A 24,687-nucleotide genomic window follows, 5' to 3' on the forward strand; every position below is an offset into this window, starting at 1 on the left:
GGTATTCATCGAACTCCCCGAATCGGCTTATCTTTATATATAGGTCAACAAACCTATATAATTTCCTCAATTTTTATATCTTACAATTGATAATTTGCAAATTTAAGAGATTATATTGGTTTTTACCATAGATAGACTCTGCTTGCATGTAGGTCTATAGACAGTTATTATAGGTCTATTGACCTTATTTAACAAAGGAGACGCCGGATGAATGACACCGTCACCCCCTTCACCCTCGCCATTCCGCAGGCGGACCTCGATGACCTCAACCGCCGCATCGACCAGACCCGATGGCCGGACGCGGAGACGGTGTCGGATTGGACCCAGGGTCCACCGCTCGCCAAAGTCAAGGCGCTGGTCGATCATTGGCGTCATCGCTACGACTGGCGCCGCTGCGAAGCGACGCTGAACGGCTGGGGCCAGTACAAGACCACCGTGGACGGCCTCGACATCCATTTCCTGCACGTGCGCTCGAAACACGAGAATGCCCTGCCGCTGATCATCACTCACGGCTGGCCAGGTTCGGTGATCGAATTCATGAAGATCATCGGTCCCCTGACCGACCCGACCGCCCACGGCGGAAAGGCCGAGGACGCCTTCCACGTAATCGCCCCCTCGCTGCCTGGTCACGGCTTCTCCGACAAGGCGACCGAGACAGGCTGGGGCATTCCCCAGATCGCTGGCGCCTGGATCACGCTGATGCGGCGCCTCGGGTACACACGCTGGGTCGCGCAAGGCGGCGATTGGGGCTCGGTGGTGACCACAGCCATCGGCGTGATGAAGCCGGATGACTGCGCGGCGATCCACGTCAACATGCCGTTGGTGTTTCCTGAACCCGACCAGCTCGAGGATATGGATCCGTTCGAGCAAGCCGCCGTGGAGTCGCTGGCCCATTGGGAGGAAAAGGGCTCTGGCTATTTCAAGCAGCAGTCGACGCGACCGCAGACGCTAGGCTACGGACTCGCCGACTCGCCGGTCGGCCAGGCGGCCTGGATCTTTGAGAAGATGTGGGCCTGGACCGACAATCAGGGAAACCCCGAAGACGCCCTGACCCTGGACGAGATGCTGGATAACATCATGCTCTACTGGCTGCCGGGGACCGCGACCTCCTCCGCCCGGCTATATTGGGAAAGCTTCGCCATGGGCGTCGCGTCGGTCAGGCTGGAGATTCCTGTAGGTGTCAGTGTCTATCCGCGCGAGACCCTCCGCCCCTCTCGGCGCTGGGTCGATCGGTGGATGCCGAACCTGATCCACTACAACATCCTGGAGCGGGGGGGCCACTTCGCCGCCTGGGAGCAGCCGGCGCTGCACGCCAAGGAAATCCGCGACTGCTTCGCCAAGGTGCGTTGAGGGTGGCCGCGCCAGGCGCGGATCCGCGCAAGCTATTCACCTGAAGGTCGGTTGGGCCGCCTGCCGACGGCGGCCTAGAGCGAAACGAAGACCTGACCTCGGCAAACTAACTTGCCGGATGAGGATTTAGGAGGGCCCTGATCGGGGCTGTCAAAGTCAAACGAAAAGAGGAAAGCCATGATTGACCATATTTATCTCCCCGTCTCTGACCTGGAACGGTCGAGCGAATTTTACAAGAAGCTGCTTGAGCCGCTTGGCATCGACATGCCCTACAAGTTCGATCAACTGCACGGTTTCGCGATCAATAGCAATCCGGGTTTCTGGCTGAAGAATGGCGAAGTCGCCAAAGACCTTTATGTCGCATTCACCGCCAGGAGCGCAGACGCTGTCAGGGCCAGCTACAAGGCGGCGATAGACGCGGGAGCTACTTCAAACAAGGAACCGAGCCTTCGGCCCGAATGGCGTGCCGACTACTTCGCGGCGAACATCGGCGACCCGGACGGATACAACATCGAGATTGCCTATAAGCCTTGGCTCTACAAATAAAAGGGACGAGCCATCTACCCATTCGAGGTCAGCCGCCATAATCCGGCCCTTGGCATTTTCGCTGTCCCCATGGATCGGTCAGCTTGAGGGGGAACTGGTGAACTATTCGAGGTGAAGCGGAGGCGATTCTCCAGCGAAAAGAGCAGATATCCTCACTAGTTGATACCTCACCAGATCATCGAGGCATTGCGGATGACAAGTGGAAGTCGTTCTTCCGATGAGGCTATGACTATCGCATTGAAGAGGACTGCGCGCGTTGTCCCAAGACTTCGGCGTTACTCAATGGTGTCCCCGACCTGCAAACGGCATTCTTCTCGAATTTGGAGCCGGCCGCCCAATATTGTTCCCACCCGGAGGGCCGCCCGTCGGGCGTCGGCAGCCGAGCGGGAACAGATTTGTGCAACCCGACGCAATACGCTGCCTTACCGAATGAGTCGTCGATGTGGTCGGAGCTGTAGCCCCGTTCACCTGCCACGAGATGCGATTTTCTCGATCACTCTGCTCCGTATTTACTTATTGAACGTCATCAGCCGATTCCAAACCAAGCCGCGACTAGAAACCGAGATCCGCTTTCATTGTGCTCATGTGATCGACAACGCGTCGCGCATAGCCCCTTGCGCCGCCGCTATAGCGATATAACGCGCTCTCAAGATTTCCATCTGCCGCTCTTATGTAGTTTTGAAGAATTTCTGACCCGATTCGGACATTCGTTCGCGCGTCAGTCAAATCGGACGTTCGAAGGACGCGGTCTCTGTGCTGAGATGGAAGCACTTGCATGAGTCCCTTGGCGCCGACCACACTTATCGCGAATCGGTCGAAACTAGATTCGACCGCGATCACTGCAAGTAATAAGAACGGCGAGATTGTGTAGCACCTGGCTGCGTTCAGCACCGCGTGACTGATTTCCAATGCGTCGGGCAACCCTATATGAAAGCGGGCGCTCACAACAGTTGCGATTTCCTCTGCTGTGGGCGTGCCCTCTCGGGGCGCGTCGAAAGTGTGAGTGGGCGTTTGCCAAACCTGCGAATCAGCGCCATAACACAGTCCCGCTAGCGACCCGAAGACCACAATTGCCGCGAAGACAATACCGTGGAGGCGGTGCGCAATAGCGCGCGGCCAATCAATAAAATCCTCGCTCAGGTCCGCAAACATGGCCTATGTTCCTGAAAATTATTACCGCGCACCAAGAGCATTCCCCAGGTAGGCACGGGGCTGCATTGACGGACACTTTCGTCGCTGACACGCTCAAATGACGGCCGCCCAAGCGTTTGGCCGGCGCAGGTATCATTCAATAGAATTTCGTCATCGGACGCGGTGTCGCTGGCGGAAAAACATTCCACGTACCGTCGATGTGCCGGAAGAACAGGAAGGAAATCCGTCGCTCCTGTCGCGACACCTCGACGCGCACGAAGCGCGTGCCGCCGATTGCCATTCGACTGAAGTCGCTCACTCGGGCAGGTGCGGCCGGCGTTGGCCTAAGCCATTTCTCCACCACAGAACGAAGCGATCGCTGCGCGAATCTCACACGCTCTGGTGCGGAATTCACTGTAATTGGACTCATTTGGCTTGCCTCCATACCGACACATAGTCCCCCTCCCCCTGGTACGCGAAATTTCCCGGGAACACTAAGCCGAACTCACGTACAGCAGGCCAAGGTTCGAAGATCGGACTTTCGCCAACAATCGACCCTGGACTTTTTCGATTTACCGAATATCGATGATGATTATTATGTTTTCCATTTGTAAAGTTTAGACTAGTACAATACTTTCCATTCGTAAAGCCTTACGGGGTTAGGACTATCCCTATGTGGCAGCGCCTTGCGAACACGACAACCATCTGACTTTATCGTGAGCGGTGGGGACCGCACGGCCAAGGCGAGCCAATCAAGCGGCAGCAAATGGGGACCTGAACAGGGGCGTTTAACCTCGACTGCGGCATACAAGTAACGCCCTGATTCCCGGCACAGCATGCGCGCTTCGTCTCTGCCCCCTACCCGCCCTGAGCCCGCCACGCCGGTTGCCGTAATAACGTGCGAATTATCCAGGCTATGTTCGTCACTCAGTGAGCGTAGAAGTCGCGGGTCAGGTCGGCGTGCCTTGCGGGGTAGCGGTTGTATGGTTCCGCCGACGAAATGCGGTTCAAGCCGGACGCCAACCCAGGCCTTTTCACAATGATCAGAATCGAGACCAAATTTACCCGTTGCTGGGCGGGCGGGAAGTGGACTTGAGAGCCATAGCAGATTAGGCGCCGGTATCACCGCGACGAGGTCGTTAAGACGGCGGAGGTCCCATGTCGGGCTAGTGGACGAGCAACCAACCGGCAAGCTGATTGCGATCCAGATCAGAACCGGTCCAAGCCACTTCGCCGAATGCGACGACTCTTACATCTTTCGTGAGAAGCTCACACATCTCGACTATTGGACGAATCATTCACTGCATGTCATTCTCGTCACCCATTTCATTTAATCGGGCGAATCGTTTTGGGTCTACGTCGACAAAAGTCAGATAAAGCGGACCGGCAAGTCATGGACCATCCCCATTCCGAAGGCCAACAGGCTGGGCGCGGGCACTCGAGCTGCCCCGGCTTCAGTTTTCGACGGCGCGCCCGTGCAACAGCGCATGCGAAACCTTGCGATAAACACGCGTCACAGCTCAAGGTCACCGGCATGGTAACGTGATCGCGGCGTCACCTCGATCTGCAGCGGGAGCGGTCGCCGCACGTTGTGATTTGTCGCCGAGGACACGCCCGCGAGCACAGTGCTCAACTCCCACTTGCAAAGGTCCATTATCTAGGCGAAGCAGTCGCACGAATGTCCCAGTGTCTGCCTTGACGAATGACGCTTCGCGGCCAAACTCAATCCGATGCGCGACGTGCCGGATCGATTGCCGGAGGCTGCTGAACCGTCTTGGGTGATTGGCAAAGACCGCCAGTTCGTTCGATCCTGCGACGTTCACGAAAACAGTGGCAGGGATTCGACGGCGGATCGGCGTCGACGTCGCGAAGGCGTGGTTCGACCGGTCCGCGCAGCAGCTTTCTCGTTGGTCGAGCCGAGCCGTCAGTTCAGATCCGACAGCGCTCTGCAGACCGAAATGCGGGCTGGCACCTCGATCAATGCCAGTTCAAGCCGGCCCCGCAGTTCAGGCAGACTCACTTCACCCGCCCTCTTCCGTGCGAACTTCCGCTTCTTCATAAGGCCGCTCCTGTGTATCTGTCGACGATACGCGTTCGCGTAGACGCCACAACAAATCGTCGAGATCCAGCGACATCTGTTTCTTCGTGTTTGCGCCAGCGGCACCGTCGGAGGCATCTCTCTTTGACAATGGTGGCTTCAGCACATCGAAATGGACGACCACATCCACGCCGATCCGGACAATGGCATCGTTCGGCCGCCTCGCAACGAGGTCGTTTTCCACGGGAGTGGTGCTGCCCACTCTTACCTGCACAGCCAGCCGTTCACGCTGCGTCCGCCAGCATCGACTGACGCCAGCCCGATGCCGCACACCGGCAGGCGTACTGGGCCCGAACCTCTCCATTCGCAGGATCGTCAATCGCCAATTGATATTCAATGAACAGTTCTTCGCCCGGCTCGATTGCCCGCAGCGTATGAATGAAAATCCGTCCCTGATCCTCGATGGTCTCGCAGTTCGGTGCGCAGGCGTGATTGAGCCAGCGTGCACTATTGCCACCGCGACTCCCGTCGATCACGGTCCCGTCTGATAGTCCGAACAGAAACGTATGTCCATCAACGCCTTCGCGTCGGTGACGGCGCACCGCATTGCGCCATGACGTGATTTCACCCTTGTACTGCAGCACGCGCTCGCCTGCGGCGAGCGGCCGAGCGGCGAACACGCCCCTGCCGTGAACAGACGATCGCCGGACGATCACACGTCTCATGGTGTTCTCTCGATTGACATGCGCGCCAGTATAGAAGCGGCATAAATCCGCATCCACGCCGACGTGGATACGGCACTCGCGTCAAGGTTGCGGCAATCGTTTCGGGTCGAAACTGGAAGTTCGTCCTGGCGCAATCAACTGGCGGTTCGGAACCCGCTCAAGTGAAGGCAGCTTCGGGCTAGAAAAGCTGGGCGTCTAGCTCACGCAGGCTGTTCGACTTGACGGCGCTGACAAAGGTTTGGCCCGTGGTGTCGAGCGATTCGATCATCGCACGCTGCCCCCGCGCTTCTACGATGACGCGCACGATGCGCGTCCGGTAGCGCAACAGCGCCCCGATCGGCGGGCACAAGACCTCCTGGTGAATCCGCGATCGTTTCTTTTCCATAACAGTATTTATATATGGATCCAGCCGATTGCAAGACCGATGTACATCTAAGGCAACTCTGCACCTGATGCTACCAGGTCGACCGGGGCGGGTTCGGGCTGTTCACCGGGGCGGCGCATCCCATCGCGGCCTACCGGCCTCCGGTCGCGACGTTCCCGCATACGTGAGCCGCTGGCACGCCTGCGGCCCGCGGCTGTCGCTCACTGTCAGTGCCCGTTCACGGCATCCTTGAACGCCTTGCCCGCCGTGAATTTCACCGTCTTCGCGGCAGGGATCTGGATCTCGGCGCCGGTCGCCGGATTGCGGCCCACCCGCGCGGCGCGCGCGCTCGTGGAAAACGACCCGAAGCCGATCAGTTGCACGGTATCGCCTTTTTTGACGGCCGCCGTGACCGCGCCAATGAATGCATCGATCGCCTCGCCCGTTGCGGCCTTGCTTTCTCCGGTCGCAGCAGCGACTGCATCCACCAATTCCTGTTTGTTCATTGATTTTTCCTCGTTGATTGAATGATGATGCCGACACCCTACCCGATCGGCGCGCCTCCGCGCAATCGGCACGCAACTGCACGGGTTTCACGCCCCCGGTGCACCTCCCGATGGCGGCCCGTCGCCGCCTGTCGTACCGGGCGCGCGCGTGTTGAAGGCGCCTGAGGAAATTGGCACGTGCACGGTCAGGGACGCTGACCGCGAAAAGTCAACGGCCTGGGTTCTGCGCCGGAGGCCCGGCATTCCCCGAGTGCCGATCCGCACCGACCATCGACCGCTTCTCTGCCTCCACGCCTTCGGTTGCTCGTGCCCGCGTCCATCACGGCTCCTGTCACTCCTCAATCCGGCCGAGCATCTGCCTGAAATGAGGGCTCCTGCAAATGAAGGCCCGGATAGCTCTGACTATCCGGGCCTTCATGTACACCATTTCTTGCATTTTTCTCTTTCCTGATGCTTCGCAAGTCCTCGTCGTAAGGAACGGTGGGGGCGGTGCCTGCCCGTGGCGTGGCGCAACTGGAAAACCCCGTCGCTTGCCAGTGCAGTGACTATGATCTAGATGTGGTTCGTGCTAGCGCCACGCGACCGCAAAACGGGGCAATGCGCGGTGGCGGGAGACTGGCCGCCCGTCCTTGCTCCGCTAGAACCGAGGCCGGGAAAGTGCGGGCCATCTTTTTGCACCCTTCCAACTACAACTCAACGTTTTAGGGTTGAGTTTAATGGCGTATCCGAGCGGTGATAACCCGCCTTGTCACCGCAACCCATCTGGCCCGAGCCAGTCCTGCTGGGATCTTACCGCTCGCGCCCGTCGCCTCTCAAGGCTCTCAATCGTCTGGATCAGCGCGAAACCGAAATGCCAATGTCACATCCGCACAATTGTTTCAGCGTCACGGCTTTCCCGGTGCGCTCATGACCGAGCGCACCGTCACCAATTGGTAAAGTCTTTGTTGTGCGTCGATAGCGACACTCAGGCAGCGCCCAGCAGCGTCTTCGCAATGCCCACCGACTTCTCGACTGATACAAACTGCCTTTGTCCGAGCCGACCCGACCGTCTATATTGGATAAAAAGCAACCCAAGGACAGCGTGCACCGAATCACGCCCTTCATCGGCAGTCGTCCGCATATCTTCACAGTCCAACGATCGAGGAGTGAGGTAGTGGAAATCCTGAAATGTGCCGTTACCGTAGGCGCCCTGATTGGCCTTGTGAAAAGTATCCAGTTATTCAGCCGCCACTGCCGTCGCCGTTTTGGACATCGCTTTTTCACGCTTCGCGCATTCTGGTTGGCGGCACTCGCGATCAACCTCATGTGGCTGGGATTTTATTGCTATGCAAGTGGCGTACGCGATCATGCTTCAATTAATGATGGACTCGTTCTCATCGTTTTAAGCTTCGTCCCCATTGTCTGGATGGTTTATGAAAATATCCGTGAAACGGACCTTTTCCACGGACTAGGCGGTTCGGCATTGCAATTGGCGTTGTTCTTCCCCGTGGCGCTCTACAGTCTCCCGCTGCTCCTAATCGCTATGGCAATTGTGCTTTTCGCATCCTTCAAAGCTGGTCCGGCGTGGCTCGTCGATCGCTAAGCGGCGGTTAGCCTTCCGCACCGGTGCCTTATTTCGCGCCGACCCGCTCTCCACGCACCACACTTTGGAGCAATGCCCCCCGGATCATCTGGCCAGTTCCAACAGAACAGGATCAGTCCCCTATGCGAATCGGGGCTGTCTGTACCTCTGACCGTATACCGGACGTCCATCATCATCTCAGCCGATCAACGTTCCGCATCCGGCCCGACATCGTTCGAACGACCATCGCTTCCCCGTACCGTGCGGTCCGGCCGCGCCGGTCCGGTAATTCTCTCTCGTTCCGTCGCAGGCCTGTCCCGCTGTACCGGCATGGCACCCACGAAATAAGCCATATCAACCGCCAGCTCACGATCCTCACGCGCACTGGATCCCGCCATCGCAAAGGCCATCGCACGCCATGCGGCAAACACCCCGCCTTGTGCAACCCAACCCGTCTCGCGTTGCGCGTCGGTCGGGACGGCTCGCCAGAAACTCGGCGTCTCACCGCGCTCCATCATGTGCACGACCGCCGGTTTTGGATACCGTCGTGTGACTCCGCGGGTTCGCCGAGAGGTCGCGTTCGCCTCTACACCATGCGCCCGAAGTTGCTCTGCAAAATACTCACGCCACCGCTGAAGATCGTTGTGACGTGGATTCAACCGACGCCCGTCCGATCCCCGCACCTGCACACTCAAATGCACATGCGGATGGGCCTCATCGTCGTGCGCTGCAAAGACATACGCGCGTCCGTCGCCAAACTCGAGCGCCGCAAAATCACGCGCCGCATCGCGCACGGCCTGCCGGTTCGTTCCCGGCGGCATCGACAGAAGGATATTGAATACTTCGCGGTGAGTGCTGGTGTCCGGTATCCCCCATCCGCCGAACTGCCAGGTTTTCATGAGGTCGCGCAGCGCATCTACGCCGGAAAATCTGTCGCCGGTCTGATCTTCCAGTTCGACCTGGCCGTTACGCGAGATGTAACGAAGATGCCGACGTACGGCTCCTATTCCCTGGGCACTAGACGCCTTGTTGGTGATCTTGACCATCACCTCCGGCGTACGCTTCAGCGTTCGGGCGAGTTGGCCGCGCATGCGCGCGGCTTCGTCCCGGATGGCCGCTCGTGAAAGCCGAGACGCCCTTGCGTGCCTGAACGGCTCTTGAAATAGCCGATCACCCCAGTTCAGGAGCATTGCGTCGACGTAGATTTTTGGATACGGCATGCTATCGGCTCCATCGGTCGAGATTCGTGCGAATCACACCTGCGACAGCTCGCAGATGCTCGTCAATCTGTTCCCGGATACCCTCAAAATCAGCCGACTCCGGGCACGCGTGCCTCGCTCCGCCACGGCGCGCAAGCTGCCCCAACGACCGGCTGATAACGGCAAGCTGCTGGTTCGACGCCGACAGCAAAAGCAGTTCCCGTGTTCCCAACTGCGGCTCCCGTGTCAGTTGCGCGCGGATCAGCGCCACAATCCACCGATTGCTGTGCAGGCCCGACGCGGCCGCCCGCTGCTCCACCACCATCTTCTCTGCGGCGGTCAACCGGATTTCGATACGACCGCGCGACTCTCCGACTATCGGCCGGGTCAGTCCAGATTCAATCTCAACAGGTCGATTGTCAGCCTCTGCGTTGACTGCGACAGCAATCAACTGCCGTACGCCCTCGCCGGCCGTCACGCCACGGCGCGCGCACCAAGCATCCCAGCGTGGCCTGACCGCGCCCAGCTCGACGCACAGGCGCTCACGGAATCTCACGGCTCACCCTAAGGTGCTGGCATTGACGGCTCGGCCGGCGCCCGTTCGACTTCGCGAGCGAGCGCACGCTCAGCAGCCGCGCGCATCCGACGATCACGGCCCGAAGGTGCCTTTGCATCGAAGACCTTCGGCGGAGGCACCGGGATATCCTCCTTCCCGAAAGCGTCCAGCATGCGTGCGGCGTGTCGCTGCACACGGGAAATCGAACGTTCGCTAAAACCCTGTTCCCGCATCGCAGCGGTCAGGACAGCCAGGTGCAGCACGCGTTCGTCACCCTCCCGCTGCGGGTCACGACCACGCTGCGGCCCAGGCTCTGTCGCGGGCTGTGGACGCTGGCCGGCATAAGGTTGAGCGGCATCACCTGATGGCGTTTCGGATCGCGACGTTGCCTGAGAAGCCGCCCGTCCACGCTGCACGACATCCACCTGCCACGTATTCCGGTGCACGTCTTTCTCTTCCTCGCCCACCACGACACCATTGCCATCCAGAATCGGCACCTTAACAGTCACGAGTCGCTTGCCGAGGTTTTCGAGCGTCACCTGCTGCCCGATCCCGGCCAGCGATTCAAGAACGGCACGCTCGAGATCCACGCCCCACAACACATGATCGACGCCCGCCTCGTCGCGGAACACAACGTAGTACGAGTCGCTACGCGCGGGGTTGTGCTGATACGGCGCACCTCCATGGTCGAGCAGTTCCCCGACGTACCGCCGTGGCGCGTCCGGTTCGTCATTCGCAGTATTCCGGCTTTCCAGAACAGGAGGCGGGGCGGGGCTCTCCTTGCGCGTAGGCTCAGCAGGAGATGCGTCATTCGAAGCGGCGCGCGCACGCGCCTGCGGCGATAGAGACGCTGCATAACGTTCATCTGTGCTCCCTCTCGAGCCAGCGGCAGCGGTCGGCGCTACCTTCAGACCTCCTTCAATGCGATTGTTCAGCCGCGCCTGTCGGGCGTCGGTGAGGCGAGCCAGATCCGCTGCCTTTGGCTCGTAGCCGCGCACCTCCATTCCGAGCAGCGTGCCCTGCAGCCACACCTCGCTACGGAACACCTCGTGCCCCGAAACGCGGATGCGTTGCCACGATTTGGCATGCGCTATATCGACCATCGACTCCACCACGTCCGGACGGTTGTGCTCGGTGACGAGGTATGGCCCCAGATCCTCGAAAGCGAGCTGATACGGCGCCTCCTTCAGGAAATACTGGTTGCCCGCGCGCAGATACCGTTTGCGGACACGCTCCGGTGGTTGGTCAACGGGCACGCGGCCCGTAACGGTATGCTGCAGCGGCACATCGGCGGCCGCTCGTTCTACTGCTTGCCGCTGTGCCCCAGCATCGTCGCGAATCGCCTGGTCTCGCAGCCTCGTCCGCGCCGCATCGAACTCTCGGCGACGCCGCGCCGACACCGCTTCAATTGCTGCCGAGTTCAGCGCGTCATCACGGTCATTACCACCTGATGGAGCTGCTGCGCTACTCACGCCCGGCCCATCTTCCTCGATCACATTAATAACCGGATCAGAATCCTGGGCCGAAGATGTCTGTGACATGATGCAACCTCATACTGTTCAGGGCAAATTCTTCAAATGAACGCCGCGACCGGGATACGCTACCGATCGGGAGGCGCCGCCGGTTCAAGCGACGATGTGTGTTCCTTCGACTTCTCCAGTGCCGCGGCGCGGGCCTCTCTAATCCGTGCCCACGATCTCGCCTGCAGTTGATCGAGCATCGTCTCGAGATTCGGACTGAAATTCAGTTCACGTGCGGACTTCTTCAGCGAACCGACTGTCCGTTCCAGCAGATCGCGCGCGCGATCCCACGGATAAACCTTCGATCGGTCGCCGTCATACCCGACCTGCACCTCGGAACCATTCAACCGTGCGTTCACGTCCATCCATTTGAGACGCTCGGAGGTGAACTCCATCTGGTCCTTCCTGTGAAACACGACGCTGCGCGTCGAGACCTCCTGGATCAGGTAGTGCTCGGTATTGAACACTTCACCACGGTACGGCCCGCCGTTCTCGCGCGGCGTTGCCATCCTGAGCGGTACGCCGAACCGTTGCCCGGCCAGCGTCTTCATCTCTTCGGGAACGTCACCCAATTCAAACAATGGCTCGCCGACCGGCGCACGCGTCCGCGCAAACCGTGGCAGCGCGCCTGCGGGGACCACCGGAGCAGTCGACCCATCGGACGCAGGCGGTGCAGCAGATTCGAGCACCACCTGTTTCGCTACGCTACGTTCCGATGACTGATGACGCTGATTGTCTTCGGTGTCGTCCGCCGGGTTCTCTTTAGAGCGATCCATTTTTCCCTCCTCATTCCGTTCATCCATCTCACTCACCTGCACGTCGGACACGACATCTGTATCCGGCAATCTGTTCGCTCTTCCGATGGACTGAAAGGCCACTTCACGCAGATGGTCGCCAACGGCATCGAAACCCGACAGTATCGCCATGTCGCTGAAATCGGTCGGCACCTTACCGTTGATACGCTTGTCGTTGGCAAAGACCGGCCGCGCCAGATGCGCCATTGCACCTTCTGCCGCCCGCCGGGCATCCGAGTCACCTCGCCCTAGTTCGCCAAGCACTATCAGATTGCTGTCGGGAAACCGCTCACGCAAGGAGGCGGCCACCTGACCGAGATTCCCACTTGAAAGTGCCGCTGCCGCAAACCAGCCCGTCGCACGGTATGTGGAAAGAGCCGTCGCCATGCCCTCACCGATCAGGATCGGTGAGAATGCCTCCTTCGGAGTCGGCGCCGATCCAGCCGTCCAGTACCCACCCTTCTTCACGCCCCCCGCCAGCGACGATTTCCGGCCGTACTCGTCGATCAATTCCAGCGTGGAGATCGCATTGATCCAGACGGGCACAATCAGGACACGCCCGACCAGCGGCTCCTCCTCGCTCATTGGCGCGTATCCAAGAAGCGAGCGCAGCTCTTGCGCATCCAGTTCACGTAAAGTCTCGACCGGATCGAGACGCTTGCGCGTCAGGTAAGGATGTTGCGGCCCCACCGGACGCGACCACTGCCAGAGTGCGTCCGCCTCGCGGGCCACCGCGACATGACGGGCCTGTCTCCGTTCTTCCTCGCGCGTGCGGCGCTCGATCACCTCGGGGGAAGGCACGGAGGCAGTTGCCATCCGGTCCGGATACTGCGAACGCTTCAGATCGAAACCGTGCTGGCGCGCGAGCCAGAACAGCGAGGCGAGGGTCTTGCCGCCTGATGCGTCGGCTGAGCGCCACGTGGTGCGCGCGGCACGTTCGCTATAGTTACCAGCGGTGCGGCTCCACTCATCCCAGATCTCGAAGCCCTCGTCGCCGAATCCCTGCTTGAGCGCGAACGCCATGTCCACCCACGTCCCGTAATCGTCCGCCGGAATTACCGCCAGCGCTGCGCGTGCGCGTGCCGCCTCATCTAGATGTGGCTCGTTCATTGACTGCCTCCCTGGATCGGCACAACATTCGCAGGCACGCGCCGCGCAAACGTGCGGCGGGTTCGTGATGGTTCAACCGTGGAAAGCTCCGCCGCATCGAGATCGGCAACCGACAGGCGGCGGGTAGCCCTTCGGACCCTTTCGGCGGGCACTCCAAGCAGCATAAAATGCCGCTCCACATACGCCACGGCATCGTCTTCACTAATGTCAGCGATGCTCCGTGGGAGATCGCGAGGATCCCATGCCTGTAATACTTCCAGATACTCGGTGGCTGGATTGATGAGCCCTGTGCCATCCGGATCAATCTCGTCTGTCCTCAGCTCGCGCAGCCGTCGTTCGACCACGACGCTGAAGCGCGCCAGATTCATGGCTGGCACCGAGGGCGCCGCCATTACCCGGGAGACAAACTCGGGATCGCACCAGTAGCAGATCTTCTCGGCCAGGATCGGCTTGGTGTTTTCGAGCACGATGATTTCCTTTTCGCGCCCCAGCTCCTTCAGTTCCTGCGGCAGCAAGAGTGGTCGACGCTGCTCGGACACGCTTTCGCTCGACCCGCCGCGACCGCCGAAGACCCCATTCGAGCGGCTGACGCTGCGTGACCGGTCCGTAAACGTGCCGAGCATCTCGGAGTAGTCGTTCGCATCTTTCTGCTCACGCGGCGCGTAGAGAATCTGCATTGCGTGATTGGTGACGAAGGTGCGCGCGTCGGGCCGGCCGTAGACAGATTCGAGTTGCGCGATCGACTGGACGATAGACAGCAGGCGCAGGTTATAGCCCGACATGTAGGCAACTGCCCGCGCGATGATGTGGATTTTTCCGATCGCTGTCATTTCGTCAAGCAGGACCAAGCACTGGAATTTCAGCGTGGGATCGGCCTCGGGCAACTGCTTCGTATTGAGATTGACGAGTTGCGAGAACACGAGATTTACGAGCAGCGCTGCCTCCGACAGATGATCGGGCGTGATGCCGATATAGACCGACATACGGCGTTTGCGCACATCACGCAGATCGAAATCGTTGGCGCTCGTCGCTGCGTCGACGATGGGATTAGCCCAAATTGTCAGCGGCGCATTGAAGGTCGCGAGAATGCTGGCCAGCACCTTATCGTCGTTCGAGAGAAAACGGTTCAGCGCATCAACACACGGTCCAGTCAGCAGACTACGATGCTGAACGAGTGCCCGCTGAAGATAGGCTTTCACTGGCATGCCATTGCCCGAAGACTGCCGCAACACCTCCCCCATCGTGACCGGATAGTCCTGAGTCGACGCTCCCTTGCCAGCGCGGCGCGCATCACGCCACTCGCACAGCAGCAGCACGATGCCAAGGAAAAGATTCCTCGCCTGATCCTTCCAGAAATCGTCGTGCCCACCAGGCGGATACAGGGCGTAACCAATCGCGAGAATTTCACCAACGCGGAACAATCCATCCGAGATCGCCGACAGCGGGTTGTACCGATGCGTGCGACAATCTTCCGCGAACGGGTTGAACAGATAGACGTCCTGCCCGCACGCATGCCTGAAGCCCGCGGTGATGGCGTAATTTTCCTGCTTGACGTCGAGCACCACCACCGAATCGGGGAAACTGAGCAAATTCGGGATCACAATGCCAACGCCCTTACCCGAACGCGCTGGCGCCGCCAGCAGGACGAATTGCTGACCGGTGAATCGCAGGTAACGTCCACGCCAAACACCAACAACAATGGCAGGCGCCGGATCCGTGCTTGCGCGCGTGTTCATAGCAGCCCCGCATCGCGAATTTCCGCGTCGCTGGCAAACCGCGCACTGCCATAGAGGCGCCGCCGGCCGGACCGCTCCCACAGGGCATGCAGGCCGAACGCCGGTCCACCGAACGCAAGCAAAACGCCGAAGATAGCCGCACCGACCAATCGTCGGCCGTCATTCGGCATCAGACCGTCGTGTCTCGCGAGTGCCGCGTCGAGCCACCCCCACAAGCCAGCATGCAAGGGATTGATCCGCAAGCTCGCGTACAGGAAAAACGACGCCAGCCAGAGAGCGGCGGCCAAGCCTCCGAGCAGGATTGCCAGCACGGTCACCGTGATTACGGCCGTCCGCACTTGATAGGAGATGAAAAGAGATAGCTTCGTCATGACCGTTATCTCCTACGCAAACGCTGTCCGGACCCTGCGAACCGGATCGAACCAGATTTCGGTCATGCCCCAACGCTTGCCAGTCTGCTCACCTGCCCCGTTGAAAATCGGCTGCGCTTCCATGTGCGCGACGATATCGATGGTGAGAAAAAGCAAACGCTTCAGCGCGGCATCGTCGTAGGTCGCAGCCTCGGGGTGCTCCTTCGCCATCAGTGCAAAGCGCTCAATCGCGACCGTCGCATTCGAGGCGTGATAGCTCGTAATCGAACCGGCGTGCCCTGTCGTCAGGAGCTTGAGGAAGTCGTAGGCTTCAGCGCCGCGCAGTTCGGCCAGCAGCACGCGATCAGGGCGCATGCGCATCGTGCTCGCGATCAGATCGGCCGGCGTGACGCGCGCCTGACCTTGCCCGCCCTTGCTGTACAGCAGGTGCACACAGTTTTCGATGTGCCGAATAAAAAGCTCCCGGACATCCTCGATCGTCACGATCCGTTCGGTCCGCGGGATAAAGCGGGAAAGGGTCTTAATGAAACTGGTCTTGCCACAACCCGTGTTACCGACGATCACGATATTCAGCCGCCCAGTGACGGCCAGTTCAAAGAATGCTCCCCAATCCCGCGCCTCCAGGCACTGCACGAGTCTGCTATCCCAAGGCCGCAGCAAAGGCAACGCAGCGTCAAGCCCATTTGGGCGATGCCATACCGTTTCGTCGAACAGTCCCTCGTCACGGTACGTGTCGATGGTCTTTTCGTCCGCGGACGGCCGACGGATTGTGATCGAGACCGTGCGCGGCGGCACAACCGGCGGCACTACAATTTGGATACGTGTGTCGCCCGGCAACAGCGCCGAGAGCACAGGATGCAGGGCCGAGACCTCTTGGTTTGTGAGCGTGGCCACCGCCACCGCAAACGACATCAGGCGTTCGAAATCGAGCTCCCGATAGTCGTGGCCATGCCAGCCGCGATGTGTCTCGACCAGCACGCGCTGTGGCCGGTTGATGACGAGTTCGGTCACATCCGCGTCGTCGAGCAGCGGCGCGAACGGGCGCATCAGCTCCCGCACCGACGCATCGTCGGGCAGGCGCGCCAGCACGGCGTCAGTTGCCCGATTCGATCTGTCCGTGCAGGCATTCATGGTGCAAACTCCGGCTGCAGCGCATAGACCGAACCGAAATCCAGATCGCGTGCGATCACGATCGTGAACTCCGCGCCCTGGTTCTTGGTCAGCGTCGGCGGGATGTTGATCGTGCTGTCGAGCACGCGCGTGGCCATGTCATTGCCCTGCTGCTGCGTGTTCGCGTAGACAACCGAACCGTTGCTGTTCCCGCCGCGTGTGGCTAGATAGCCGATCGCATCCTGGGTGATGCCAAGCATCACCGCGGCACCGACGCGTGGCCTCCAATGGTTGTCGACAAAGCCATCGATGCCCATGCGCCCGAGCGCATCGGCTACTGGCGAATCGATCTCGACCGTCACGCCTAACGGCGTCTTGACCAGTGCCGACAAGACGAAGATTCGTTTCTGGCCCGGCGAGAGATTCGAGCGGTACTCACTGTTGATCTGCGAGCCTCGTTCGATCAGCACAACCCGGCCATCGTCGGAATACACGTTCTTCGTCACCGTGCAGGTAGACATGCCCGCATCTGTGGAATCGAACGCCGTATCGCCCACGCAATCAATCTTGGCGCCCTGCGCGAGCATGAAGCTACGATTCCCCAGCATCCCAGCGCGCACGCGCGGTGTGGCGGTCGGCGACAGCGCCTGCGCCAATGCGCCGCCTGTCTGAGCCAGCCTCTCTCCTGATGGCTCGATTCCACCAGAGACAGTGGCCACGACCGACGATGCAACACCCGAAACCTCGGCCGCCGCGTCCTGACTGCCCGCGCCGCCTACTGCGAGCAACGGTGCATCGTAATAGCTGCGCCGTGCCCCAATGTGCACGGCGCCGACCGGCTCCGGTGCTGTGCCCGGCCCCGGAAGCTGTGCGGGATGCACGGCAATGGCGCTTGCAGCAATTGGCGCGACGGCGGCGACACCCACCGCGGGGGCGGGACCATCCTTGAACACACGCCCCTGGGTCGACGTATCGGCCACCGCGTCGCGGTGCGCCTTCGCATCTGCGTCGTGACGCGCAAGGAAACCATGCACGGTCCACACCGCGCCGGCACCGACCATGAGAACGATCACAATCGGCGTCAGCCACCACGCACGCGGGCGATCTCTGCGGTATTGGCCCAGCTCCGGCATGCCACGGTCCGCGCCCAACCCTGGGGAATTGATACCGCCCATTTCCAGACCGGACTGCGCACGATCTGACCGGCCATCGGGCTCGATCGTATTGCGAGGCGTATCGTCACTCATCGCCGTGACTCCGCAAGACGCGTTTCACGCCGCTGGCAGTCGTGCCGCCTTGGGGCGGGACGCCATCCATGTCGTAAGCGTCGTTCCAGATTCCGACGACTTCGTCCGCGAGCCGCAGCACGAAGCGCTTCGCGACCTCGTGCACGACGATCGTGTCGCCCTGCACGTGTTTGTCCACAACGCTCTCCGTACCGTCATCGGCCACCCGGAAAACCGCCGGCATCCGCCGGTTGTTCGGGATACGGAGGTAGGTGAAACGTCCGTCATCCCACGCCGCTGTCGGCGCAATGTCATCGGAGTGCGGTGTCACCTCCATCGAGTAGTGGCCGTTGCGCACCACCGGCGGCTGCGCGAGACGTTGCTCAACCAGCGCAGCATCCGTGTTCGCACGCGCCAGCGCCTTCACTTCATCCGGATACGTGAAGGTCACCCGGTACATCACGTCGTAGTTGCCGAACTTCGCCTTGAGCGGCAACACCACCAGATCGAAGCTGTAGCTGCGGCGGTCAGTACGGATTTCCAGATTCGAATCGTGCGCAGCGAGTTGCGGTTTCAGGTACACGTCGTGATCGCCTTTGTTCGCCACAACCTGCCAGCCGTCTCGATCACCAGGTGCTACCACCAGGATCCGTTCGTGCGGGTCGAGAGCGATATGGGTGGCAATGCCTCGTTGTGCCTGAATACGAACGACATCGTCCGGCTCGTACACCACCTGCCGCACGCGCGAATCGACGAACCAGCCCGGCAAATCGGCAGCACTCACGGAGTAGGTGAGCAGCAGCCCCACGAGCGCGACACCAGGAGCGAGCGCTTTCATGGGGTGCCTCCCGCCGTCGAGGCTGGAGCTAGAGAGGCAGCCGGCGGCGTATATTCGAGATCACGGCTGTAGGCTGTCACCTTGAACCCGAACGGATTGGCGATCGCAACGCTCTCGCGCGTGAATACGGGTGGCCGGTAAGTAAAGGCGAGCGTAATCACAAAGCGCTGCGTCGGCTCCGCGTTCGCCACCCCGCTCCTGAACGACGTGCGCTCGATGTGCACAACAGCATGTCCGGGTTGATCGGGCGGCAGCGTGGTCGAGAGAACGCGGATGCGCCGCTCGATGCCCGGCCCCAGTTGCCGGTCCAGTGCATCCGGACCGCCATAGATGCTGCGAAAATCGCGCGCAACCACGTCATCGCTCATGACAAGCACGCTGTCGTAGTCCATCTGCAGCAGCCCCCAGTCATACCGCTCGCGCGAACGCACATATGCCTCGACCCAGTGCTTATCCTGGATATCCTTCGTGCGTACGTGGCGGGCATCCAGTACGTCGATCACCTGGGATTCGCCGGTCAGGCGATCGACCTCGATCGGTAGCGGCACGACGCGATAGAACGGCACCATCAGCGCAAGCGCCGCGGCGCTCAATACGGCGACAGCAAGCGCCGCATAGGCGACATGCCACGCGCGCCGCTCGGATCGCTCCTGCAGGTGGGTCAGCGATGCCTCGATATCGAGCACGCGCCGATAGTCGTGCGGTGCGCTCACGATCGGGCTCCTGCGCCCGGCGACACGGGCAAAGCTTGGGAAGCCGGCGCTGCAGGTGTCGGGAGCACAGAAGTTGGCACTTCAGGCACCGGCAGAATGCGGTTGACGGGCACGCGGTGCTGACCGTCCGGCAAGGCGGGTTTCGATGGCCCGCTGCTGCAGGCCGCCAGACTCCAGGCTAGGCACCCCACGAGGACGACGGAGGTAAGCGCACGCATGGCATCCTCCTCAGTTCCCGAACGAAGCCGGCACCATCTGGTCCTGCAATCGGGCCGTGTTGCCAGCCCGAGTCAGTGCCAGTTCACTTTGTTGCTCGGCCACGAGCTTGTCCTCGGAATCGGCCAGCATCCGGAAGAGCTGCAGCTTCGTCATCTCGTTGCCGACCGTCGTGGTCTCAGCCTGGATACGCGCCTGCAACTCGGCCACCCCCTTGGGGTCCTGCGTCACGTCGATCTGTTGCATCAAGCTCTGGATCTGGTTCAGCTCATGCAGTTCGGTCTGGTACGCCTGAAGGCCGAACGCCTTGTCCTGAAACGGCTTGTTCAGCGTGCGCTGACATACCTGCTGGTCTATGCCGGTCTGGTCCTGGCAGTTGTAGATCTGGTTCGCCGAGCGCAACTCCTGGGCGCTGCCCGTCAAGCCCGCGTAGCCACCGTTCTGGATCGCCGTATAGACGCTCTGCCAGTTCGAAGGCAGCGAGCTGGCGACGACCGGATTGCCTAGCAGCGCACCGAAGCCACGCGTGCCGACCGTCGACTGATAGATCTGGATTTCCTGCTGCACCTCCTGCTCAAGCCGGGCGACCGTCGCGATAGCCTGCACCACGTTCTGCGCGTCGAACACCGGAATGCCCTGTGCATGAGCGCCGGAACAGAGCACCACCCACACGATCGCGGCCCTCGCCAATCTGGTTTGTCCTGTCATGGTCATCACCTCACATTCATTCGCCCTGCCGACCCAGGTTTGCGCGCGCTGCGCGCTGGTAAGCGGGCATGGGTCCGTTCGCCGAACCCCCTCCGCCTGATCCGCTGCTGCCGCCACCACTTGAGCCGGTGCGGTTGCGAATCTTTCCGCCAGGCGATGAGCCGCCACCGCTGCGAGAAAACGCCTGAGCGAGTGCGCTGGCCATACGTCGTGCGGCAAAACCCGCCACGAACGCGCCAAACCCGGACAGCGTGGCCCCACCGGAAAGTCCCGATGCAACCGATGGCAACTGCCAGCCGACCATGGCGAGAAAGACCCCGGTTGCGAACAAGCCGATCGCTGCTGCACCCGCCGCGGCATTGTTGAGAGCAGCGGTAATGCCCTGCATCACAGCCGATGGGTCTGCACCGGGGGAAGCACTAGTGGCATTGAGGGGAGTTAGATCGGCAGAGAATGCCGTGAGCGCCATGCCGAGAAAGGCGGCGACGAGCACTTGCAACAAGGCGTAATTGGCGACCTTCGCGGTCCAAGCCTCGAAGAAGCGCGCGGTTGGGGCAAATGCCGCGCAGGCAATGAAAATAGGACCAAGCCCAAGCACGAGATCGAGCAGCATCCTCGCCATCGCCACTTCGAAGGCGAGGACGATGAGGAAGATCGAACCACCAAGTGCGGCGATGATCCCGCACAGGAAATCGCCGATGGCGGCGGCAAGTCCACTGACACTGATCCCCTCGTGCGTCGCCTTGTCGAAATAGGCGTCCATCACGAGGTCGATCTGCTGGTCGTAGCAATCGAGCGTCTGGTAGATACTGGTCGCGCTCTGCGCTGTCACGCTGCCGCCGTTGACCGACCCGCATCCTGAATTACCGCCGCCCGACGTATTAGCCGCGTTCTGGATCGTCTGGGCAAGCCCGGCCGTTGCACCATTGATCGCCGTTACAACCCGCTGCTGGTAGATGCCGGCGCTCAGCGCAAACACGAGCGTGATGGCGACCTTTAGCCCCCGCCAAGCAAACGCCGGGACAGCTTCGTGGGCTTCGCCCCGCACAACTGCCAGACCGTAGGCGACAACCCAGATCGTAACGGCCGTGGTCACGACTGGCACGAGCACGCTGGACAAGGCCGATGACACGTTCGTGATGTAGGTGGACATACCATTTTCGAGAGTGCCACCTACCGCGGTAAAGAGGCCGCTCATCGCGCACCTCCCGCTTCCGGGGGAAACGGCGAACGCAGTCCGCCGTTCGCCGTGCGCCGCCGGGCAAGCTGCTCGTGGAAAACCGGCAACCAGTCTTCCGGTGCATCGCCCACCTGCGCACGGATCGTGTCGAGAAGCTCGACGTTATCGGTCGTACCCGACAGCACGTCGAGTACGTCTCCGAGGCCAGCGAGATCAAGCCGCCCGATGGCCGAGCGATGGCCCTGCTTGACCAGGAACAGCCGACTGTTCTCGCCGAGATTGCGCACGATGTTGAATTCGGCTTCGGTCAGCTTGAAACCACAAACGTAATCGTCGTAATCGGCCCGTGGGTTCGGCAGGAAGAAGAACGTTGCGCTCTGCTCGATCAGCGCACTGGCAATCTCGCTGCGCAGTACGTCCGCAGGCGATTGCGTATCGAAAATCCCGAGGCCATTCTGCTTGCGGATCGTCTTCTGCTTGTTCTTCGCAAAATCGGTGAAAACGGGATCGGAGAGACGCTTCCAGAATTCGGTCATCACGTAGATGAAGCGCCGGCCGTCGATCAGATTTTCGGTCAAGTGCAACAGGTACATCGTGACCGGCGTCGAGACCTCCGCATCGTCAAGCAACTCGGTATCGTCGAATCCGAACAGTCCCGAGCAGGCGAGATCAATACGGTCGGTCGGGTTATCGAATACCCAGCCTAGACGTCCGCCCGCGCACCATTTGGCGAGGCGAGCATGGAGGCTGTTCTCACCCACGGTCGGCAGGAGTTGCCGCACCATGGAAAGCCGTCGCAGCGGCTTGTCCATGCGGGCAACTTCCCGTACGGCGCGCGAGATATCGAGTTCGTCCCTCGCGGGCAGCGGCACGCCGATATCGACGAGCTTGCGCACGAGCCTTTCCCAGAAGTCGAGCACAGCCTCGGTCGGTTCCATCTGGAACGGGTTCAAACCGGTCGGCTCCCCTCGGCGGAACACGGTGTATATGCCGCCCATCGCGCGGATCGCAATCTCGGTACCGCGATCCTTGTCATACAGCACGGCAGTGATGCCGTACTTCATCGCCATTGCGAGTAGGAACAGCTCAAGCACCGTCTTGCCCGCGCCGGCCTGACCGATAATCTGGGTGTTGGCGAGCGCCTTCTCGTCGAGCGAGTCCTTCTTGTCGGGCGTGACGTGGAAGTTCAGATAAAGTGGCTGACCACTAGGCGTCTTGACAATCGTGATCGCCTCACCCCACGGATTACCATCACGCTTGCCCGTCGCGAAGTTATGCAGGCATGCCAGTCCGCAGAAGTTCCGCGACGTAAGCTTGGCCTCGCGCGGCCTGTAACGCCAGTTGCCTGGCAACTGCGCGAACCACGCCGCATCCGCAACGAGATCGATGAGTGCCGTCTGAAAACCCGCGTCGGCCAGCTGCGTACGCGCCTTCGCCACACTTTTCGAAACTTCATCCAACGTGTCGCCGAGCACAGCGAGCGAATAATGGTATTCGCCCAAGACGAAATCTCCGTTGATCAGGTCGTTAAGCGCCCCTTCCATCGCCTCTACCTGGGACACGGCAACATCCTCGCCGGCAATCAACTGGTTACGCTGACGCTCCAATGCCTCTTTCGCGCTCGGCTTGTCGAGGACGGTGAAGCTCTGCGTCTCGATGTACTCAAAGTCGCCGTACAGCAAGCCGTTGATCATTCCGGGCTCTGTGTCCTCCGGGTAGTCCTTCAAGTCGAGCATCGCGGCAAAGCGGGTCGCGGCCGGCATGCGGATCTCGATCTTCTCGGCCCCAACAAAGAGGCGCGACGTTGGCAGCCCCTCACGGATCGGGCCAGCCGGAACCGGCTCGGGCTCCCATGCAGCGTTCACCAGATAACCAAGCAACTCCAGCGTCGACGAATATCGGCGCGGGTGCCTGGTATAGCTGCTTTGTCTGGTATAGACGCCGAGCGCGATCGGATCGTAGGGCTTTAAACTCGATTCAACCTGGGCGGCCAGTTCTGCTATCGCCTTCAGCGCGTCGTGCTGATCGCATCGGATATCCTCGCGCGTGCGGCGCGCAGCACGGCGAAAGGCGCGACCGAGCTTCGTGCAGTTCGGCCGGTAGACAAGGGTCAGATACAGCTCGTTGGCCATCATGCGATAGCCGGAAAAGCTCGCGTAATAACGCGTCGCCAGCTCCTGGCAGAAGCGGTTGCCGTAGGGCATCGCGAAGTGATCCGACACGCGCCGGCGCAAGCGGTGTGACCAGAGCGCTACGTGGCCGCCAGCGAGCCCGCGCACGAGTTGGTTGAATCCGTCGTGCCGCGCGAGGATGTTGGCCGGATCGGCTGCCTCGAACGCGATGCCGGCAATCCTCCAGATCTGGAGGTAGTCGCCCTCGCGTGTTTTGATAACGTGGTCCGTCACATGCGTCGAGTACGGGATGTAGCCCGCAAGCGGGACTTCACGGTTCGCCACGGCGACGTGTTGGGGCTCAGATGGCATATCACGCCCTCCTTTTCAGGCGGACGGGCACGTAGGCATGCGCCCCCCAATACCAGCGATTGCGCTGACCGAGCATCATCCGAAGGCGCAGCGCGTACTGAGCGAGGCGCTGATCGTCATGGCGCGTGATCACACGCATCGCGACGAACACCGGAATCATCAGGAAAAGGATGGCGACGCCCAGCGGGGGACTCGCCAGCAGCGCCCAGATGGCCGGAATCAGCATGCCGCCACCGGCCATCAGGAACGGCACAAGGGGTACGCCCCACAGCATCGCAGGACGGGTGCAGCCCTTAAAAACCGGATCCTTGAGGGGGTTCATGATTCGACTCCCAAGGCTCAGCTCGCCGGGATCAGCATGCCGGCGATCACCGTCGCACAGCCGACGAAGAGTCCGCCGATGAAGACGTTCGCAATGTCGCCGAACCGGGCATGCTGGAACATCATCCGGAAACCTGCCCAGATGATGGAAATCGAGCAGATCACACCTCCGACGCCAAGCAGAGTCGTCTGGATTGTGTTCAGTAGCGTATTGACTTGCGAGAGTTGTGCCCACGCCGATGTCGAGAGCAGTAGCGTCGAAGCTGATACGGCAAGTTCCTTCACCAACTGACGCGCCAAGACAATACGACGCAACAACGAGCATTGATGATATGTTTTTTTACGCAATCCTAAATACATGATTTACTCCTTCTCGCCTGCTATC

General features: G+C 60.7%; 25 protein-coding genes. 5 read left to right on the forward strand and 20 right to left on the reverse strand.

The window, feature by feature from the left end; genetic code table 11:
• The first annotated feature begins 207 nt into the window (after window positions 1-207).
• From P3T22_RS19280 to P3T22_RS19290, 3 genes are all read left to right on the forward strand, one after another.
• On the forward strand, window positions 208-1,350 hold the full coding sequence (locus P3T22_RS19280; RefSeq protein WP_429325843.1) for an epoxide hydrolase family protein: 1,143 nt from the start codon (window positions 208-210) through the stop codon (window positions 1,348-1,350).
• Between the two features lie 177 nt (window positions 1,351-1,527).
• A complete protein-coding gene (locus P3T22_RS19285) occupies window positions 1,528-1,896 on the forward strand; it encodes a VOC family protein (protein ID WP_429325839.1) in 369 nt (122 codons plus the stop codon).
• A gap of 236 nt (window positions 1,897-2,132) precedes the next feature.
• Window positions 2,133-2,354, forward strand: a complete 222-nt coding sequence (locus P3T22_RS19290; protein WP_429325925.1) for a hypothetical protein — start codon at window positions 2,133-2,135, stop codon at window positions 2,352-2,354.
• Between the two features lie 94 nt (window positions 2,355-2,448).
• Here P3T22_RS19290 and P3T22_RS19295 read toward each other — a convergent pair whose 3' ends face one another.
• Window positions 2,449-3,048 carry a transglycosylase SLT domain-containing protein gene (locus P3T22_RS19295; RefSeq protein WP_429325844.1) on the reverse strand — a complete coding sequence of 200 codons (600 nt, stop codon included), beginning with the start codon at window positions 3,046-3,048 and terminating at the stop codon, window positions 2,449-2,451.
• A gap of 1,148 nt (window positions 3,049-4,196) precedes the next feature.
• On the opposite strand from P3T22_RS19295, the gene P3T22_RS19300 reads away from it, so the two are divergent.
• Entirely contained in the window at window positions 4,197-4,361 is a 165-nt protein-coding gene (locus tag P3T22_RS19300) for a DUF4365 domain-containing protein (RefSeq protein ID WP_429325845.1), read from the forward strand.
• A gap of 687 nt (window positions 4,362-5,048) precedes the next feature.
• Here P3T22_RS19300 and P3T22_RS19305 read toward each other — a convergent pair.
• From P3T22_RS19305 to P3T22_RS19320, 4 genes are all read right to left on the reverse strand, one after another.
• A complete protein-coding gene (locus P3T22_RS19305; RefSeq protein WP_429325846.1) occupies window positions 5,049-5,309 on the reverse strand; it encodes a hypothetical protein in 261 nt (86 codons plus the stop codon).
• Between the two features lie 40 nt (window positions 5,310-5,349).
• Window positions 5,350-5,790, reverse strand: coding sequence for an SET domain-containing protein (locus tag P3T22_RS19310; protein ID WP_429325847.1), 441 nt, complete (start codon window positions 5,788-5,790; stop codon window positions 5,350-5,352).
• A gap of 178 nt (window positions 5,791-5,968) precedes the next feature.
• The gene (locus tag P3T22_RS19315) at window positions 5,969-6,175 is read right to left on the reverse strand and encodes a hypothetical protein (protein ID WP_429325848.1); all 207 of its coding nucleotides are present in this window, start codon (window positions 6,173-6,175) and stop codon (window positions 5,969-5,971) included.
• Between the two features lie 206 nt (window positions 6,176-6,381).
• A complete protein-coding gene (locus P3T22_RS19320; protein ID WP_429325926.1) occupies window positions 6,382-6,678 on the reverse strand; it encodes an HU family DNA-binding protein in 297 nt (98 codons plus the stop codon).
• Window positions 6,679-7,813: 1,135 nt separating this feature from the next.
• On the opposite strand from P3T22_RS19320, the gene P3T22_RS19325 reads away from it, so the two are divergent.
• A complete protein-coding gene (locus tag P3T22_RS19325) occupies window positions 7,814-8,242 on the forward strand; it encodes a hypothetical protein (RefSeq protein WP_429325849.1) in 429 nt (142 codons plus the stop codon).
• A gap of 185 nt (window positions 8,243-8,427) precedes the next feature.
• Here the strand turns inward: P3T22_RS19325 and P3T22_RS19330 are convergent, their stop codons facing one another.
• The 15 genes from P3T22_RS19330 to P3T22_RS19400 form a co-directional block, all read right to left on the reverse strand.
• On the reverse strand, window positions 8,428-9,441 hold the full coding sequence (locus P3T22_RS19330; protein WP_429325850.1) for a relaxase/mobilization nuclease domain-containing protein: 1,014 nt from the start codon (window positions 9,439-9,441) through the stop codon (window positions 8,428-8,430).
• A 1-nt stretch (window position 9,442) separates the two neighbouring features.
• Window positions 9,443-9,763: a hypothetical protein gene (locus P3T22_RS19335; RefSeq protein ID WP_429325851.1), complete on the reverse strand. Its 321-nt coding sequence runs from the start codon at window positions 9,761-9,763 to the stop codon at window positions 9,443-9,445.
• Between the two features lie 221 nt (window positions 9,764-9,984).
• The gene (locus P3T22_RS19340) at window positions 9,985-11,517 is read right to left on the reverse strand and encodes an LPD7 domain-containing protein (protein WP_429325852.1); all 1,533 of its coding nucleotides are present in this window, start codon (window positions 11,515-11,517) and stop codon (window positions 9,985-9,987) included.
• A gap of 59 nt (window positions 11,518-11,576) precedes the next feature.
• Window positions 11,577-13,400, reverse strand: a complete 1,824-nt coding sequence (locus P3T22_RS19345) for a PriCT-2 domain-containing protein (protein ID WP_429325853.1) — start codon at window positions 13,398-13,400, stop codon at window positions 11,577-11,579.
• Window positions 13,397-15,136 (reverse strand): type IV secretory system conjugative DNA transfer family protein, encoded by a 1,740-nt coding sequence (locus P3T22_RS19350; protein WP_429325854.1) that lies wholly within the window; start codon window positions 15,134-15,136, stop codon window positions 13,397-13,399. The genes P3T22_RS19345 and P3T22_RS19350 overlap by 4 nt, the downstream gene beginning before the upstream one ends.
• The gene (locus P3T22_RS19355) at window positions 15,133-15,507 is read right to left on the reverse strand and encodes a hypothetical protein (protein ID WP_429325855.1); all 375 of its coding nucleotides are present in this window, start codon (window positions 15,505-15,507) and stop codon (window positions 15,133-15,135) included. Before P3T22_RS19355 ends, P3T22_RS19350 begins: the two co-directional genes overlap by 4 nt.
• A gap of 12 nt (window positions 15,508-15,519) precedes the next feature.
• Entirely contained in the window at window positions 15,520-16,638 is a 1,119-nt protein-coding gene (gene virB11, locus P3T22_RS19360) for a P-type DNA transfer ATPase VirB11 (protein ID WP_429325856.1), read from the reverse strand.
• Entirely contained in the window at window positions 16,635-17,864 is a 1,230-nt protein-coding gene (virB10, locus tag P3T22_RS19365; RefSeq protein ID WP_429325857.1) for a type IV secretion system protein VirB10, read from the reverse strand. Before virB10 ends, virB11 begins: the two co-directional genes overlap by 4 nt.
• Window positions 17,857-18,681 carry a TrbG/VirB9 family P-type conjugative transfer protein gene (locus P3T22_RS19370; RefSeq protein WP_200620699.1) on the reverse strand — a complete coding sequence of 275 codons (825 nt, stop codon included), beginning with the start codon at window positions 18,679-18,681 and terminating at the stop codon, window positions 17,857-17,859. The genes virB10 and P3T22_RS19370 overlap by 8 nt, the downstream gene beginning before the upstream one ends.
• Complete coding sequence (locus P3T22_RS19375; protein WP_429325858.1) at window positions 18,678-19,394, reverse strand: virB8 family protein; 717 nt, start codon at window positions 19,392-19,394, stop codon at window positions 18,678-18,680. The genes P3T22_RS19370 and P3T22_RS19375 overlap by 4 nt, the downstream gene beginning before the upstream one ends.
• Window positions 19,395-19,622: 228 nt before the next feature.
• On the reverse strand, window positions 19,623-20,318 hold the full coding sequence (gene virB5 / locus P3T22_RS19380) for a P-type DNA transfer protein VirB5 (protein WP_200620709.1): 696 nt from the start codon (window positions 20,316-20,318) through the stop codon (window positions 19,623-19,625).
• Between the two features lie 16 nt (window positions 20,319-20,334).
• The gene (locus tag P3T22_RS19385) at window positions 20,335-21,516 is read right to left on the reverse strand and encodes a type IV secretion system protein (protein ID WP_429325859.1); all 1,182 of its coding nucleotides are present in this window, start codon (window positions 21,514-21,516) and stop codon (window positions 20,335-20,337) included.
• Window positions 21,513-23,981 carry a VirB4 family type IV secretion/conjugal transfer ATPase gene (locus P3T22_RS19390; RefSeq protein ID WP_429325860.1) on the reverse strand — a complete coding sequence of 823 codons (2,469 nt, stop codon included), beginning with the start codon at window positions 23,979-23,981 and terminating at the stop codon, window positions 21,513-21,515. Before P3T22_RS19390 ends, P3T22_RS19385 begins: the two co-directional genes overlap by 4 nt.
• 1 nt (window position 23,982) lies before the next feature.
• Complete coding sequence (locus tag P3T22_RS19395) at window positions 23,983-24,303, reverse strand: type IV secretion system protein VirB3 (protein ID WP_172316555.1); 321 nt, start codon at window positions 24,301-24,303, stop codon at window positions 23,983-23,985.
• Window positions 24,304-24,320: 17 nt separating this feature from the next.
• Window positions 24,321-24,662 carry a TrbC/VirB2 family protein gene (locus P3T22_RS19400; protein WP_172316554.1) on the reverse strand — a complete coding sequence of 114 codons (342 nt, stop codon included), beginning with the start codon at window positions 24,660-24,662 and terminating at the stop codon, window positions 24,321-24,323.
• Window positions 24,663-24,687: the final 25 nt, after the last annotated feature.

Source organism: Paraburkholderia sp. GAS348 (genome assembly GCF_050434205.1).
Taxonomy (GTDB): Bacteria; Pseudomonadota; Gammaproteobacteria; order Burkholderiales; family Burkholderiaceae; genus Paraburkholderia.